Consider the following 14,652-nt stretch of genomic DNA (forward strand, 5'->3'; position numbering starts at 1 on the left):
CCACGCCCTTAGTGCGTTAGAGTTCGGCGAGACGGCAGGATTCTGTCCGGCTCGTTTGACTTGAGACTTGACATGGCAGATCCCCGCACCACCGCATACTCACATCGCCATAAAGGCGCGCAGGAGGGACCGTGCTGACCGCGTTTACCCGGGCGTTCCGGACACCGGACCTGCGCAAGAAGTTGCTCTTCACCCTGGGCATCATCGCGCTGTTCCGTCTCGGCTCGGTTCTTCCGACTCCGGGAGTTCACGTCCAGAACCTCGCGGCCTGTTTCGATCAGGCCCGTAACGGAGCCACCGGCAACATCTATGGGATGGTGCAGCTGTTCAGTGGTGGTGCGCTCCTGAAGCTGTCGGTGTTCGCGCTGGGCATTATGCCGTATATCACCGCGAGCATCATTCTTCAGCTGCTCGTCGTGGTGATTCCACGTCTTGAGGCTCTCAAGAAGGAAGGCCAGGCGGGCCAGGCCAAGATCACGCAGTATACGCGTTATCTGACCATCGGCCTCGGCATCCTCCAGTCGACCGCCTTCATCGCGCTCGCGCGGTCCGGCCAGCTGTTCCCCAACTGCCAGCAGGACGTCCTGCTCGACCCCGACAACATCTTCGGCATCGTCACGATGGTCATCATCATGACGGCCGGCACGTCGGTGATCATGTGGCTCGGTGAGCTCATCACCGACCGCGGCGTCGGCAACGGCATGTCCATCCTGATCTTCACCCAGGTCGTCGCGGTCTTCCCGTCCGAGCTGACCAACATCTTCCAGGCGAACAAGTTCACCTTCGCGGTCGTCATGGTCGTCGGTGTCTTCATGATCGCGGCCGTGGTCTTCGTCGAGCAGGCGCAGCGCCGCATCCCGGTCCAGTACGCCAAGCGCATGGTGGGCCGCAGGATGTACGGCGGCACCTCGACGTACATCCCGCTCAAGGTCAACCAGGCCGGCATCATCCCGGTCATCTTCGCCTCGTCGCTGCTCTACCTGCCGCAGCTGCTGACCTCGCTCTTCCCGACCTCGAACAACGCGGTCGTGCAGTGGATCTCCCAGTACCTGGTCAGGGGCGACCACCCGGTCTACATGATCACGTTCTTCGTGCTGATCGTCTTCTTCACGTACTTCTACGTGTCGATTACGTTCAACCCCGCTGAAGTCGCCGACAACATGAAGAAGTACGGTGGGTTCATTCCGGGCATCCGTCCCGGCCGTCCGACGGCTGAATACCTGAACTTCGTGCTCACCCGTCTGACCGCGCCCGGCGCGCTCTATCTGGGTCTGATCTCCATGATCCCGATCGTCGCGCTGGCGGTGGCCGGGGCTAGCCAGAACTTTCCGTTCGGAGGGACGAGCATTCTGATCATGGTTGGTGTCGGCCTGGACACGGTGAAGCAGATCGAGAGCCAGCTCCAGCAGCGTAACTACGAAGGTTTCCTGCGGTAGTGCGTCTCGTTCTCGTCGGGCCCCCCGGAGCGGGTAAGGGGACACAGGCCCAGTACATCGCATCGAACCTGTCCATCCCGAAGATCTCGACAGGTGACATCTTCCGTGCCAACGTCTCGGGCGGCACGGACCTCGGCAAGCTGGCCAAAACCTACATGGACCGTGGCGATCTCGTGCCCGACGAGGTCACCATCGCCATGGTCCGCGACCGACTGTCCGAGGACGACGCGCAGGACGGGTTCCTGCTCGACGGCTTCCCGAGGAACGTCGCGCAGGCGGAGATCCTGCGCGACATGCTCAAGGACTGGGGTCTGGAGCTCGACCTGGTGCTGGAGCTGGTCGTGGACGACGACGAGGTCGTCCGGCGGCTGGCGGGGCGGCGCACGTGCAGCCAGTGCGGCCGTATCTGGCACGTGGAGTTCGACGACAAGAAGGACGACAAGTGCGACGCCTGCGGCGGCGCGCTGTTCCAGCGGGACGACGACAAGGAAGAGACCGTCAGGCACCGCCTGGAGGTCTACCAGGAGCAGACCGCGCCGCTGGTCTCGTACTACGTCGACGAGGGCATCCTCGTGGGCGTCGACGCGACCGGGCCGGTCGAAGAGGTGACGCAGCGGGCCATGGAGGCGATCCGCCCGTACCTGGGATGACGCCGGACACGATCTCCTGCGAAGGTGGCACGGATCTCCGTGCCACCTTGCTTTTTTGTGTGCGGCTATTGTGGGGGAATTAGGGCTCCCACGAGGCCCGTCAGAAACCCCGGGGGGTGCCGAACAATGTTCAAGAGAAACCGACACGGAATCCAGATCAAGTCGCCCGAGCAGCTGGAGAAGATGCGGGCCGCCGGCCTGGTGGTCGGGCGCACGCTCGATCTGCTGAAGCGCTCCGTCGAGCCGGGCATGACGCCGCTCGACCTCGACTCCATCGCTGAGAAGGCGATCAGGGACGAAGGCGCGATCCCGTCGTTCAAGGGATACCAGGGCTTCCCCGCGACGATCTGCGCATCCGTCAACGACGAAGTGGTGCACGGCATCCCCACGGACGCCCGCAAGCTGCGCGAGGGCGACGTCATCTCCATCGACTGCGGCGCGATCCTGGAGGGCTGGCACGGCGACTCCGCCGTCACGGTGCCGGTCGGCGAGGTCGACCCGAAGCTGACCGAGCTGATGCGGGTCACCGAGGAGGCCATGTGGCGCGGCATCGCCGCGCTGAAGGTCGGCCGCCATCTGTCCGACATCGGCTACGAGATCGAGCGCTACGTCAAGACTCAGGGCCGCTTCGGCATCCCCCCGGAGTACGGCGGCCACGGCATCGGCACCGAGATGCACATGGACCCGTGGATCGCCAACCACGGCAAGCCGGGCCGCGGCCCGCTGCTGGAGGAGGGCATGTGCCTGGCCATCGAGCCCATGGTGAACCTGGGCACCGAGCGCACCCGCGTGCTGTCCGACGACTGGACGGTCGTGACGATCGACGGGAAGGCCTCGGCGCACTTCGAACACAGCGTCGCGGTGACACATAATGGACCTTGGGTGCTTACCGCCCTGGACGGTGGCGAAGAGCGCCTGAGTCACCTTCAGCCCTGACCCCCGGGAGTGGTGGAATGGCGAACAGCCCCGAGATGCGTGCCTCGGACGTCGACCGCGATCGGGTGGCCGCCATCCTCCGGGAGCACACCGCGCAGGGCCGCATCACGATGGACGAGTTCAACGAGCGGCTCGAAGAGCTCTACAAGAGCAAGACCTACGGTGACCTGGCCAAGCTGACCGCCGACCTGCCCGACGTCGACCTGCGCCACCGGCCGGCGAAGCCCGAGGCGGCGCCCGCGACGCGCGGCAACCTGCATCCGGGCATGCGGGCGGCCTGGGGCGCCTGGGCCACGGCCAGCGCCATCAACTGGGTGATCTGGCTGATCGTGAGCGTCTCGTCCGATCACATGATCTATCCGTGGCCGCTGTGGGTCATGGGGCCCTGGGGCGCGATCCTGCTGATGAGCACGATCTTCGGGAACGGGCCGAAGCGCAGTTAGCCCGGAGCCGTGTGTGCCGTAATGCACTGTGTGTATTCCTCCGCAGTGCGGGGCGGCGCTGGTTCCTAGCGTGTGCCGTGTCGGGAACACGACTCACGGAGGAATCAGATGCGCAAGGTCCTCGCAGCCGCCGCCCTCGCCGGCTCGATCGCCGTCACCGGTCTCGCCGTCGCCCCCGCCGCCCAGGCGGCCTCGTCCGGGGGGTGGGGCACGTTCTACGCGGCCAACCACAAGGCGTACACGCACGGCAGCACGTACCGGTCGCACGGCAAGGTCTACACCCACTGGTACGGCAAGGAGGCCACGCCGAAGTTCGGCTACGTGTGGTTCCGGTACTACGCGAACGGCAGCTGGCACCAGTTCTCCCGGAAGTGGGACGGGAGCCACGACGAGACCTGGTCCGGCCGGGGGATCAGGAAGATCTACACCTGGACGTGCTGGGGCGGCTCGTCCACGTACTGCGGTGACCGGCACCGCATCTACTAGGAGCACTCCGCGAAGGGCTCGCCGGTCCGCCCGGCGGGTCCTTCGGTGGAGGGACGAAGGAGTGCGGGCCGTGGGGTAGACTCTTACATGGTTGTGTCAGGACACCTGGCACGCGTTTCGCGTTTTGGGCTCAGGTGTCGTACACTCCTTAGTCGGCTCACTATGACTATCACGCGTCGGCGGTCTTTGCCGATCGCCGCTCTCTTCGAAGCGTGAGGTCGCGGCTGCTTAGTGAACCGGAGCCTCAGACGACCGATCAGTGAAACGCGAGGGATTTTGGCCAAGAAAGACGGCGCCATCGAGATCGAGGGCACTGTGGTTGAGTCGCTCCCGAACGCCATGTTCCGGGTGCAGCTCGACAACGGCCATAAGGTCCTGGCCCACATCAGCGGACGGATGCGGATGCACTACATCCGAATTCTGCCGGACGACAGGGTAGTCGTTGAACTGAGCCCCTACGACCTGAGTCGCGGGCGGATCGTCTACCGATACAAGTAAGACGTCTGAGGAACACGAAGGACAATGAAGGTAAAGCCGAGCGTCAAGAAGATCTGCGACAAGTGCAAGGTGATTCGCCGGCACGGTCGCGTCATGGTGATCTGCGACAACCTGCGCCACAAGCAGCGTCAGGGTTAGTCGTACGCAAGGTTTCTCCGAGTCCGCCCCGATTTAGGGAGCGGGCTCGACGCATGAGGAGCCCGCGACAGTAATCGCGTCTCACACCTGGGCCGGCGGAGCGATCCGTACCACTCAGGAGACCCCCGGTCGGAGGCCGGGGCCCTCACCCCGGGCATGGGGAGGGGTAGTGCGGCGCAAGACCTCCGCCCAAAAGAAGGAGAATGCCCGACCATGGCTCGCCTGGTTGGCGTCGACCTCCCCCGCGAGAAGCGGCTGGAGATCGCTCTCACCTACATCTACGGAATCGGCCGCACCCGCGCCCAGGAGATCCTCCAGGCGACCGGTGTCAGCGGCGACCTCCGCGTGCACCAGCTCTCCGACACCGAGCTCGTCCCGATGCGTGACTACATCGAGGCGAACTTCAAGATCGAGGGTGACCTGCGCCGCGAGGTCCAGGCCGACATCCGTCGCAAGATCGAAATCGGTTGCTACCAGGGCATCCGGCACCGCAAGGGCCTTCCGGTCCACGGTCAGCGCACGCAGACCAACGCGCGTACCCGTAAGGGCAAGAAGAAGACCGTCGCCGGTAAGAAGAAGCCCGGTAAGAAGTAGTCCACAGCCGCGGACCGAAGATCTCAGGAGTAATGGCAAACAATGCCTCCTAAGAGCCGTCAGGGTGCCCCGAAGAAGGTGCGCCGCAAGGAAAAGAAGAACGTCGCTCACGGGCACGCCCACATCAAGAGCACGTTCAACAACACGATCGTCTCGATCACCGACCCGAACGGGAACGTGATCTCCTGGGCCAGCGCCGGCCACGTGGGTTTCAAGGGCTCCCGTAAGTCCACCCCGTTCGCCGCCCAGATGGCCGCCGAGAACGCCGCCCGCCGCGCCATGGAGCACGGCATGCGCAAGGTCGACGTGTTCGTCAAGGGTCCCGGCTCCGGCCGCGAGACCGCGATCCGCTCCCTCCAGGCCACCGGCCTCGAGGTGGGTTCGATCCAGGACGTCACGCCGGTCCCGCACAACGGCTGCCGTCCGCCGAAGCGCCGCCGCGTCTGAATTTCCCCAGGAGATATTGAGAAATGGCTCGTTACACGGGCGCGGACTGCAAGCTCTGCCGTCGCGAGAAGACCAAGCTCTTCCTCAAGGGCAGCAAGTGCGAGTCCGCCAAGTGCCCCATCGAGATCCGTCCTTACCCGCCGGGTGAGCACGGCCGCGGACGCCCCAAGGAGTCCGAGTACCAGCTTCAGCTTCGCGAGAAGCAGAAGACCCGTCGCATCTACGGCGTCCTCGAGAAGCAGTTCCGCAACTACTACGAGGAGGCCGCGGGCAAGAGCGGCAAGTCGGGTGAGGTGCTGCTCCAGATCCTGGAGAGCCGTCTCGACAACGTCGTCTACCGCGCCGGCTTCGCCCAGTCGCGTGACGCCGCCCGCCAGCAGGTGCGCCACGGCCACATCCTGGTGAACGGCAAGAAGGTCGACATCCCGTCGTACCGCGTTCGCGAGCACGACATCATCGAGGTCCGCGAGACCAAGCGCAACCTGCTGCCCTACGAGGTCGCTCGGGCGACCGCGGGCGAGCGCACGGTTCCCGCGTGGCTCGGCGTCGTGCCGGAGAAGCTCCGCGTCCTGGTCCACCAGCTGCCGGTTCGCCAGCAGATCGACACCCAGGTCCAAGAGCAGCTCATCGTCGAGTACTACTCCAAGTAGTCACTGACGTCCTAGTTCGGGTGCGGATTTCCGTACCCGAACTAGACTGTTTATCGGAGTGGCGTCATATAGCGGGCGCCACACGACAAGGGGAGAACCCACCATGCTGATCGCTCAGCGCCCGACTCTTCTCGAAGAGTCGATCGACGAGACCCGGTCCCGGTTCGTCATCGAGCCGCTGGAGCCGGGCTTCGGCTACACCATCGGCAACTCGCTGCGTCGCACGCTGCTGTCGTCCATCCCGGGCGCGGCCGTGACGAGCATCCGCATCGAGGGCGTGCTGCACGAGTTCTCGACCGTTCCCGGGGTCAAGGAAGACGTCACCGACATCATCCTGAACCTCAAGGAGCTGGTCGTCTCCTCCGAGCACGACGAGCCGGTCGTGATGTACCTGCGCAAGCAGGGCCCGGGTGAGGTCACCGCCGCCGACATCGCGCCTCCGGCCGGTGTCGAGGTGCACAACCCCGAGCTGCGCATCGCCACGCTCAACGGCAAGGCGAAGCTGGAGATGGAGCTGACCGTCGAGCGCGGTCGCGGCTACGTCTCCGCCGCCCAGAACAAGCAGCCGGGCCAGGAGATCGGGCGCATCCCGATCGACTCGATCTACTCCCCGGTGCTCAAGGTCACCTACAAGGTCGAGGCGACCCGAGTCGAGCAGCGCACCGACTTCGACCGTCTCATCCTCGACGTCGAGACCAAGCCCGCCATGAAGCCCCGCGACGCGGTGGCCTCGGCCGGCAAGACCCTCGTCGAGCTCTTCGGCCTGGCCCGTGAGCTCAACGTCGAGGCCGAGGGCATCGACATCGGCCCGTCGCCGACCGACGCCGCCCTGGCCGCCGACCTGGCGCTGCCGATCGAGGAGCTGAACCTGACCGTTCGCTCCTACAACTGCCTCAAGCGCGAGGGCATCCACACCGTGGGTGAGCTCGTTGCCCGCAGCGAGCAGGACCTTCTCGACATAAGGAACTTCGGGGCCAAGTCGATCGAAGAGGTCAAGCAGAAGCTGCACGAGATGTCGCTGGCGCTCAAGGACTCCCCGCCCGGGTTCGACCCGAGCGCGGTGGCCGGCGGCGGCTACGACGACGACGACAGCGCGTACGTCGAGACCGAGCAGTACTGAGCCTCGTGCGGAGACCCGTCTCCGCACGTGCCCCGCACGCGCCGAGTGGCCCAGCCGCTCGGCGCGTGACGAACGTAACGGCCCAGTCGTGGTGACTGCGGCCGGCCCGACTCCGGTACCTGGTACGGCCGGGGCGGGTTAACCCAAGAGGAGAAAGCAATGCCCAAGCCCACCAAGGGTGCACGTCTTGGCGGCAGCCCGGCGCACGAGCGGCTGATCCTGGCGAACCTCGCCACGGACCTGTTCCGCCACGGCAAGATCCGCACGACGGTCGCCAAGGCCAAGCGCCTTCGTCCGCTGGCGGAGCGCCTGATCACCAAGGCGAAGAAGGGCGACATCCACAACCGTCGCCAGGTCCTGACCGTGGTCAAGGACAAGGGCGTGGTTCACCACCTGTTCACCGAGATCGCGGTGACGTTCGCCGAGCGTCCGGGTGGTTACACCCGGATCACCAAGGTCGGCGCGCGTAAGGGCGACAACGCTCCGATGGCCGTCATCGAGCTGGTGTTCGAGCCGCTGAACGGTGTCACCACCCGCCGTACCGAGGCTCCGGCCGCCGCTGCCGCTCCGGCTCCGGCCGCCGAGGAGACCGAGGCCGCCGAGACCGAGGCGCCCGAGGCCGCCGCCGAGGAGACCCCGGCTGCCGCCGAGGAGGCTCCGGCCGCCGAGGCCGAGGCGAAGAAGGACGAGGCCTGATCTCTCAGGCTGGTTGAATCGGGCCCGGACCCCCTTCGCGGGGGTCCGGGCCCTTTTCCGTGAACGCGAAAGGGACGATCGTGCTACGGCTCCGGCTGGATCTGGCATACGACGGGACCGACTTCTCCGGATGGGCGAGGCAGCCCGGTCGCCGTACGGTCCAGGGTGAGATCGAGCTGGCGCTCACCAGGATCCTGCGCCTGGGCGAGCCCGCCGCGCTGACCGTGGCCGGGCGTACGGACGCGGGCGTGCACGCGCGCGGCCAGGTGGCGCACGTGGACGTGCCGGCCGCGTCGTTGGCCGAGCTCGACGGCAACCGCGGGCCCCTGGAGCTCGATGAGCGGCTCTCTGCGCTCGTCCGGCGGCTGGGTGGGATTCTGCCGCTGGATGTACGCGTTCATCGGGTCTCGGTGGCTTCTGAGGGCTTTGACGCCCGTTTCTCCGCGATGTTCCGGCGGTACGCGTACCGGGTGTGCGACACGGCGGGCGGGGTCGATCCGCTGCGGCGGCACGAGGTGGTCTGGCACAGCCGTCCGCTGGACCTCGACGCCATGAACGAGGCGGCCCGGCGGCTGGTGGGCGAGCACGACTTCGCGGCGTTCTGCAAGAAGCGCGAGGGCGCCACGACGATCAGGGAGCTGCAGCGCCTGGAGTGGACGCGCGAGGCGGACGGCGTGCTGGTGGCCGCCGTCGTGGCGGACGCGTTCTGCCACTCGATGGTCCGGGCGCTGGTGGGCTCACTGCTGGCCGCGGGCGACGGGCGGCGGCCGGTGGAGTGGCCCGGCCAGGTGCTGACCCGGGCCGTACGGGACTCCGGGGTGCACGTCGCGCCCGCGCACGGGCTGTGCCTGGAGGAGGTGGGCTACCCGGCGGCGGACGAACTCGCCGCGCGGGCCGCCGCCACCCGGCGGGTCCGCACGCTCTCAGCCCTTGGTGACGCGGCCTCAGCCCTTGGTGACGCGGCGCTCCAGGACGAGTGAGGTCTGGTCCCGGAACGCCCCGCTGACCTTGGCCAGCGTCTTGTCGCCGGCGTCCGGGGTGTGGCCGTCGGCGTGGGTGGCGTAGCTGAAGACGATGTACCTGCCCCACACCAGGCCGGCCGCGTAGCCGCCGGCGATGGACACCCGCTCGCCCCCGCTGCCCTTCGCACCCGGCAGCGCGCGGAACCAGACGTTGCGCGGGAGGTTCTTGGCCAGGTCGGTCTGGACGGCGTCCTCCTTGGTCGGCAGCACCGCGATGCCGGTGGTCACGGCGTAGCGGCGCTTGCTGTCGACGAAGGTGGCCCGGATGATCCGGCTGCACTTCCGCTCGCGCAGCGCGTCGGCGAACGCGCCGGTCGCCGCCTTGTCGCAGCTCGTCTCGGTGTCGGTCTTGACCCTGGTGAACGTCGTGCCGGCGGCGGAGACCTTCTTCTTCGGGAACGCCTCCGTCAGGGACATCTTCTTCGGGTCGGTCTCCTCCGAATTGAGCATGGACGCCCCCGGCACGTCGGCGGGCGGGCTGGTGGTCAGCTCCGAGGTGGGCAGCAGCGTGGGCGGGGCGGGGGTGGCGCCTGCGGTCGTGGCGGCCGGCGGGGCGGTGTTCAGCGCGCGGTAGGCGAAGAAGCCGCCGGTCGCGACGCCGGCCAGGGCCAGGGCGCCGAGGGTCACGAGCAGGGCTCGCTTGCTCTTGCCGCGGGCCGGGGGCGGTGGGGGCGGGATCTGGAACGGGGGCTGCCTGAACGCGCCGGGTGGGAAGGTGGGCGTGCCGTGGGGCGGGGTGGGGAGGTCCAGGGCGGTGCCGGGCCTCTTCGTCCACAGGTCCTGGTTGAAGGGCAGGTCGGGGAGTTTGTCCTGGGTGGGGGACGGGTCCTGACGCGGCTCTGGTGAAGGCTGGGGCTTGGCCTGCCTGTCGTCCTGGCTCTGTTCTGCTGGGTGGGTGTTCTGTGCGGGCGCGTCGGAAGAGTGGCCGGTTGCGCGGTGCGTCGCCTCGTCGGGGCTTTCGTCCGGGTGCCTGTCCTCCGGGCGCTTCTCCTCGGCGGGGGGCATGGGGGGCCATACGGGGACGTCGCCCGGCTCCGGGGGGCGGCCCGTCGGGTTGGTGGGGTGGGGTTCGACGTAGTGGGCCGTCCGCATGGGGCCGGTGGGCTCCTCGCGGGGGTCGGACGCGCGCATGCCCTGAGGCGGGGTGTCCAGGGCTGCCGGGTCGTGCTCCTCGTGGGGAGGGGGCGGGGTGGCGTGCTGCTGGACGGTGGCGGCGGCGTCGCGCTTGGCGGCCTCGGGGTCGAAGTAGTGGGCCGCCTTGGGGATGCCGCCCGGACGGGTGGCATCGGGGTCGTACGAACCGGCATCGGGCTCGTATGACCCGGCATCGGGCTCGTACGAACCGGCGTCCGGCTCGTATGAACCGGCCTCGGGGGCGAAGCGTCCGGCGTCGGGGCCGAACTGTGCGGGCTCGGAACCGAACCGTGCGGCGTCAGGGCCGTCGTGTGGTGCGGCGTCCGGGGTGTCGAGGGCGTCGGCGGGGTACGGCGGGTGGCTGGAGGCGTACGGGGCGGCGTCCTGGTCGTACGGCGTGGCGGGGTCGTACGGCGTGGCGGGGTCGTGGGGGAACGCCGGTGCGGTGGCGTTCGGGTCGGCGGGCACGCCGGAGGCGGCGGTGCCGGTCGCGGCGGTCGACGGGGTGACCGGCGGCTCTGTGGGGCGGCCGGCCTGGGTGGTCGGGAATCGGGCGGTGGGATCGCCAAGGGCCGGGTCGTCGGTGTCCGGCTCGGCTACGAGTTCGCCCGTGGCGGCGGGCCAGGGAGGCATGACGTGCGGGTCGGCGACCGGGGCGGGCCACACCTGAAGGCCCGCGGCGGCGGCCGTGAACGCGGGAGGCGGCTCCCACGGCGGCGCACCCGGTACGACCGGCCCTGGCTGCTCCCACGGCGGCGCACCCGGCGCGGCCGACTGGCCTCGCCAGGCGGGAGGGTCTTCCTCCGGGACGGCGGCCCACTGGCCAGGGGCAGGGGTCCAGGAGGCGTCGTCCTCCGGCTGCGGACCTCGGGTGGGGTTCTGCGCGGGCTGCGGACCTCGGGTGGGGTTCTGCGCGGGTTGCGGACCTCGGGTGGGGTTCTCCGCGGGTTGCGGGCCCCGGCTGGCGTCGTTCTGAGGTTGCCGACTCCAGGAGGCGTCGTCCTCTGGCTGCGAGCCCTGGGCGGGGTTGCCCCCTTGGTGCTGGTTCCAGCTGGCGTCGTTCACGGGCTGTGGGCCCCAGGTGGCTTCGGTGGCGTTTCTGGGGGTCCAGGCGGCTTGGTCGGGGGTTTGGGGAGCCCAGGCGGGTGTGTCGGTGGTGCCTGCGCTCGGCCCGGTCTCGCTGGACGGCCTGGGGCCCCAGCCGGCTTCGGTTGGGGTGCCGAGGGGGCGTCCGGGGTCGGTGACGGCTCTGGGCGGCGAGGCGGCCTGGTCGGGGGCTTGGGGGGCCCAGGCGGGCTGGGCGGACGACCGGGACGGCTCGCCGGCTGCGTCGGAGATCTGGGGGGCCCAGGCGGGCCTCGTCGGGGCGTCAACAGCCCACTCGGGGGCACCGGCAATCCCCGCGGGGTCGGAAGCCGAGACGGGCCTTCCGGGCATGTGGGACGTGGAGGCAGGCGTTCCCGAGGTGCCGGGGGCGGAGGTGGGGGCTCCCGGGTTGGGGCCGGGCAAGGGTGTGCCGGGGATGCCGGAACCGGAGGCCGCGGGGCCCGAGGCCGAGGCTGGGGTGGGGGGAGCGCCGGTGGGAGCTGGGGAAGCGCCGGTGGGGGTGTTCGGCGTGCCGGTTGGCCAGGGGCCGGTGTCTCTGCGGGGGACCCGTATGGCGGCGACGGTGTCTTCGTCGATACTCGGGCCCTGGGGGGCGCCGGCCTCGGGAGGCGCGAAGGGGGCGCCGGTGGTGGGGACGGGCGCTCCGTAGGGGGCGTGATGCCCAGGGACGTTGAAGGGGCCAGAAGCTTCGGAGGAGCCCCCCGCGCGGTGGCCGGAGGTCGCGGAAAGGGCACTGGGCCCTGAGGCGGCGTTTGGGGCCGCGGGCCCTGAGGCGGCGCTTGGCGAGCGAAGCCCGGAGGACGCGCCTGGGGCATGGGGTCCGGAGGAGGCGACTGGGGTGCCGAAGGGGGTGCTGATGGAGGGGTGGGGAGCGGAGGCGGGGGAGGTCGGGGATGGTGGAGCGGTGGTGTCGGGGGCGTCGTCGGCGAACCAGTCGTAGGGGGCCGAGTCGTCGTCGGCCACCTCCCACGGCTGTACGCCGGTGGACGTCTCCTCGGGCTCCGGTGGAGTGCCACCTGGAACCCGCGTCTCGTCGCCGGTCGGCTCACCTGACGGAGAGAACGCCGACGGGACGCCGCTGCCGATGCGGCCGAAACTCGGCGGTGGCATCGGTGATGCGGTCGTACGGTCGGCTTCCCTGCGATCGTGCTCAGACCCGGGTTCCTGGCCACGCATGAGGCGAGCCTAGCGAGAGTAGCGAGATCGTTATGTCGGTATGGGGGTTCCCCACGGGATCCGCTGCCCTCTTTGGGGGGTTATCGGGTGAGATGCCGGTTCAGCTGAGCGCGCTCCCCGTCATCGAACGGTTGTCCAGAGCCTTGAAGACGGTCGCGTCGCTGAGGTCCTTGATGGCTTCGAGGATGCGCTTCGATTCCTTCTTGTCCGGCTTGCTGCCGTCCTTGTTCTGGAACCACACCATGATCGCGTAGTGGCCGTGGGCCGAGATCTTGGCGCCGCCGCTGCCCGAGCCGAGCATCTTGGTGACGCTGTCCTTGCCGGCCAGCGGCTTGACGTAGTTGCTCGCGTCGCCGACCTTGGCCACCTTGCTGGCGGTGCCGCTCGTCTTGAGGTTGGCCACGCCGATCGTGCCGATCACCTTGCCGGACTTGTCGCGGAAGCTGGCCCGGAGGAGCTGGGTGCACTTGCCCGACTTGAGTGCCTTCTGGAGCTTGTCGCCCAGGGCGCCGTCGGTGCACTTCTTGTCCTTGCTGGTGACCGTCATCTCGTACGAGCGGCCCGAGACGTTGATCTTCTTGGTCGAGCCGAAGATCTCCTTGACCGTGATCGGGTCGGGGTCGGTCTTGCGCTCGGCGGCGAAGCCGTACTTGCCGGGCGGGGCAGAGGGGAGCGGCGCGGAGGTCCTGGTGGGGGCGCCGGCCTCGGCGGTGCTGGGGCCGTCCGCGTTCCACATCAGCGCCAGTCCGCCGCCGAGCAGGCCCAGCAGCAGGACGCCGCCGATCGCGAAGTACAGCGGGGCGCGCGAGCGCCGGCCCTCGTCGTAGGGGCTCCAGCCGACCCGGCTCTGCTGTGGCTGCGGCGGCTGCTCGGACTCCGCCGCCTGCCCTGACTGGCCCGCCTGTCCCGGCTGTCCCGACTGCGCCGACTGCTCGGACTGCGACGAATACGGCGGCTGACCGAACGACCCCGACTGGCCGAACGACCCGGACTGGCCGAACGATCCGGACTGACCGAACGGCCCCGGCTGGCCGGGCTGCTCGGGCGGCAGGAACTGGCCGGTGCGGGCGGACTGCGGCGGCTGCGAAGGCCCAGGGAAAGGGGACTGCGAGGACGGAGCCTGCGAGGACGGCGGCGGCGGGAACGGAGACTGCTGAGTGGTCTCGCTCTCGGCGGCGCGCTCCCTGCGCAAACGGCGGGGACCGCTGTCCATGCCACGTTCCTCATTGCCGTTGGAAACCATGCGGAGACATTACCGTGATGTTCGTCATTGAGTTCCGAAGTCCTGGGTCCACCATGGGCCGTCCGGTCCGGCGGCGACGCCGACGCCGATGGCCTTGAGGGTGCAGTCCAGGATGTTCCTGCGGTGGTCGCGGCTGTCCAGCCAGCCGCGTACGGCCTGCTCGGGCGTGCTGTAGCCGTTGCCGATGTTCTCGGCGGCGCCCCAGTGGTAGCCGGCGCGGTCCATGCGGTCCCAGGGGGAGGCGCCGTCGGGGGAGTTGTGGGCGAGCTGCCCGGTGCGCGCCATCTCCAGCGAGTGCTCGCGCGCCGAGCGTCCCAGCCTGCCGTCCACCCGCAGCGGCCCGCAGCCGTGCTCGGCGCGGGCGGCGTTGGTGAGCGTGACGACCCGGGCGGCCATGCCGGGGATCACCTTGGCCTGGTCGCCGCCGCCGGTGAACACCTGGGTGGGGTCGTCCGCGGCGTCGAAGCCGGCGATCTGCCCTTCGGGGGTCTTCGTGTGCCTCGGGGTGGACCTGCCGCGCGGCGTCCTGACCGTGCTGGCCTGTCGCGGGATGCGGTCCAGCTCGGGCCGGGCCTTCTGTCCGGCGGTGGGCGCGGGACGCGCGGTGGCCGCGGCCGGCGGGGCGGTCTCGTTGAGGTAGATGTGGGCGGTGGGCTCGACGTCGTCGGACAGCCGGCCGAGCAGCACGCCGGTGAACAGCGCGGCCATCAGGCAGGCCAGCACGCCCAGGCTGTTCCGGCGCCGCGCGCCCCGCTGGGTTTGCCGGGTGTGAGAGTTCCGCCACATACCGCAGCTAACGATAGAGATGTCGGGTACTGGGAAAGAAGGGATCCCAGGGAAACGAAATGGAACCGTTCTGCTGTCAGGTAGACTCGT

Annotated in this window: 16 protein-coding genes; 13 read left to right on the top strand and 3 right to left on the bottom strand. The window is 68.9% G+C overall.

The genetic code is table 11. The features are described 5' to 3' along the window. Positions 1 to 131: 131 nt before the first annotated feature. The 13 genes from secY (at position 132) to truA (ending at position 9,074) form a co-directional block, all read left to right on the top strand. Positions 132 to 1,436: a preprotein translocase subunit SecY gene (gene secY, locus ACIBK9_RS44645; protein ID WP_387669260.1), complete on the top strand. Its 1,305-nt coding sequence runs from the start codon at positions 132 to 134 to the stop codon at positions 1,434 to 1,436. Then, positions 1,436 to 2,086 carry an adenylate kinase gene (locus ACIBK9_RS44650; protein WP_352327494.1) on the top strand — a complete coding sequence of 217 codons (651 nt, stop codon included), beginning with the start codon at positions 1,436 to 1,438 and terminating at the stop codon, positions 2,084 to 2,086. The genes secY and ACIBK9_RS44650 overlap by 1 nt, the downstream gene beginning before the upstream one ends. A 126-nt stretch (positions 2,087 to 2,212) precedes the next feature. After that, on the top strand, positions 2,213 to 3,022 hold the full coding sequence (map, locus tag ACIBK9_RS44655; protein WP_352362891.1) for a type I methionyl aminopeptidase: 810 nt from the start codon (positions 2,213 to 2,215) through the stop codon (positions 3,020 to 3,022). 17 nt (positions 3,023 to 3,039) lie between these two features. After that, on the top strand, positions 3,040 to 3,465 hold the full coding sequence (locus ACIBK9_RS44660; protein ID WP_397165062.1) for a DUF1707 domain-containing protein: 426 nt from the start codon (positions 3,040 to 3,042) through the stop codon (positions 3,463 to 3,465). Between the two features lie 108 nt (positions 3,466 to 3,573). Further along, entirely contained in the window at positions 3,574 to 3,951 is a 378-nt protein-coding gene (locus ACIBK9_RS44665; RefSeq protein ID WP_397165063.1) for a hypothetical protein, read from the top strand. A gap of 276 nt (positions 3,952 to 4,227) precedes the next feature. Beyond that, the gene (gene infA, locus ACIBK9_RS44670) at positions 4,228 to 4,449 is read left to right on the top strand and encodes a translation initiation factor IF-1 (protein ID WP_012887858.1); all 222 of its coding nucleotides are present in this window, start codon (positions 4,228 to 4,230) and stop codon (positions 4,447 to 4,449) included. A 24-nt stretch (positions 4,450 to 4,473) separates the two neighbouring features. After that, positions 4,474 to 4,587: a 50S ribosomal protein L36 gene (gene rpmJ, locus ACIBK9_RS44675; RefSeq protein WP_003956441.1), complete on the top strand. Its 114-nt coding sequence runs from the start codon at positions 4,474 to 4,476 to the stop codon at positions 4,585 to 4,587. Between the two features lie 213 nt (positions 4,588 to 4,800). Then, positions 4,801 to 5,181 carry a 30S ribosomal protein S13 gene (gene rpsM, locus ACIBK9_RS44680; RefSeq protein WP_125644650.1) on the top strand — a complete coding sequence of 127 codons (381 nt, stop codon included), beginning with the start codon at positions 4,801 to 4,803 and terminating at the stop codon, positions 5,179 to 5,181. A 42-nt stretch (positions 5,182 to 5,223) separates the two neighbouring features. After that, a complete protein-coding gene (gene rpsK / locus ACIBK9_RS44685) occupies positions 5,224 to 5,628 on the top strand; it encodes a 30S ribosomal protein S11 (protein ID WP_020542285.1) in 405 nt (134 codons plus the stop codon). Positions 5,629 to 5,651: 23 nt separating this feature from the next. After that, positions 5,652 to 6,278 (top strand): 30S ribosomal protein S4, encoded by a 627-nt coding sequence (rpsD, locus tag ACIBK9_RS44690; RefSeq protein ID WP_352327498.1) that lies wholly within the window; start codon positions 5,652 to 5,654, stop codon positions 6,276 to 6,278. 103 nt (positions 6,279 to 6,381) lie between these two features. Beyond that, positions 6,382 to 7,398, top strand: coding sequence for a DNA-directed RNA polymerase subunit alpha (locus ACIBK9_RS44695; RefSeq protein ID WP_043623495.1), 1,017 nt, complete (start codon positions 6,382 to 6,384; stop codon positions 7,396 to 7,398). 159 nt (positions 7,399 to 7,557) lie between these two features. Further along, positions 7,558 to 8,094 carry a 50S ribosomal protein L17 gene (gene rplQ, locus ACIBK9_RS44700; protein ID WP_397165065.1) on the top strand — a complete coding sequence of 179 codons (537 nt, stop codon included), beginning with the start codon at positions 7,558 to 7,560 and terminating at the stop codon, positions 8,092 to 8,094. Positions 8,095 to 8,174: 80 nt separating this feature from the next. After that, complete coding sequence (gene truA, locus ACIBK9_RS44705) at positions 8,175 to 9,074, top strand: tRNA pseudouridine(38-40) synthase TruA (RefSeq protein WP_387669252.1); 900 nt, start codon at positions 8,175 to 8,177, stop codon at positions 9,072 to 9,074. On the opposite strand, the gene ACIBK9_RS44710 is transcribed toward truA, so the two are convergent. The 3 genes from ACIBK9_RS44710 to ACIBK9_RS44720 form a co-directional block, all read right to left on the bottom strand. Further along, positions 9,039 to 10,883 (bottom strand): hypothetical protein, encoded by a 1,845-nt coding sequence (locus tag ACIBK9_RS44710; protein ID WP_397165067.1) that lies wholly within the window; start codon positions 10,881 to 10,883, stop codon positions 9,039 to 9,041. The genes truA and ACIBK9_RS44710 overlap by 36 nt on opposite strands. Positions 10,884 to 12,633: 1,750 nt before the next feature. Then, entirely contained in the window at positions 12,634 to 13,746 is a 1,113-nt protein-coding gene (locus tag ACIBK9_RS44715) for a hypothetical protein (protein ID WP_397165069.1), read from the bottom strand. Between the two features lie 54 nt (positions 13,747 to 13,800). Next, positions 13,801 to 14,562 carry a CAP domain-containing protein gene (locus ACIBK9_RS44720; RefSeq protein WP_397165070.1) on the bottom strand — a complete coding sequence of 254 codons (762 nt, stop codon included), beginning with the start codon at positions 14,560 to 14,562 and terminating at the stop codon, positions 13,801 to 13,803. Positions 14,563 to 14,652: the final 90 nt, after the last annotated feature.

The organism is Nonomuraea sp. NPDC050227, from assembly GCF_044459705.1.
Taxonomy (GTDB): Bacteria; Actinomycetota; Actinomycetes; order Streptosporangiales; family Streptosporangiaceae; genus Nonomuraea.

Coding starts and splice junctions, on each gene's coding strand:
- map (WP_352362891.1), top strand. CDS start 2,213: ATGTTCAAGAGAAACCGACACGGAATCCAGATCAAGTCGCCCGAGCAG.
- ACIBK9_RS44660 (WP_397165062.1), top strand. CDS start 3,040: ATGGCGAACAGCCCCGAGATGCGTGCCTCGGACGTCGACCGCGATCGG.
- ACIBK9_RS44665 (WP_397165063.1), top strand. CDS start 3,574: ATGCGCAAGGTCCTCGCAGCCGCCGCCCTCGCCGGCTCGATCGCCGTC.
- rpmJ (WP_003956441.1), top strand. CDS start 4,474: ATGAAGGTAAAGCCGAGCGTCAAGAAGATCTGCGACAAGTGCAAGGTG.
- rpsM (WP_125644650.1), top strand. CDS start 4,801: ATGGCTCGCCTGGTTGGCGTCGACCTCCCCCGCGAGAAGCGGCTGGAG.
- rpsK (WP_020542285.1), top strand. CDS start 5,224: ATGCCTCCTAAGAGCCGTCAGGGTGCCCCGAAGAAGGTGCGCCGCAAG.
- rpsD (WP_352327498.1), top strand. CDS start 5,652: ATGGCTCGTTACACGGGCGCGGACTGCAAGCTCTGCCGTCGCGAGAAG.
- ACIBK9_RS44695 (WP_043623495.1), top strand. CDS start 6,382: ATGCTGATCGCTCAGCGCCCGACTCTTCTCGAAGAGTCGATCGACGAG.
- rplQ (WP_397165065.1), top strand. CDS start 7,558: ATGCCCAAGCCCACCAAGGGTGCACGTCTTGGCGGCAGCCCGGCGCAC.
- ACIBK9_RS44710 (WP_397165067.1), bottom strand. CDS start 10,883: ATGCCTCCCTGGCCCGCCGCCACGGGCGAACTCGTAGCCGAGCCGGAC.
- ACIBK9_RS44715 (WP_397165069.1), bottom strand. CDS start 13,746: ATGGACAGCGGTCCCCGCCGTTTGCGCAGGGAGCGCGCCGCCGAGAGC.
- ACIBK9_RS44720 (WP_397165070.1), bottom strand. CDS start 14,562: ATGTGGCGGAACTCTCACACCCGGCAAACCCAGCGGGGCGCGCGGCGC.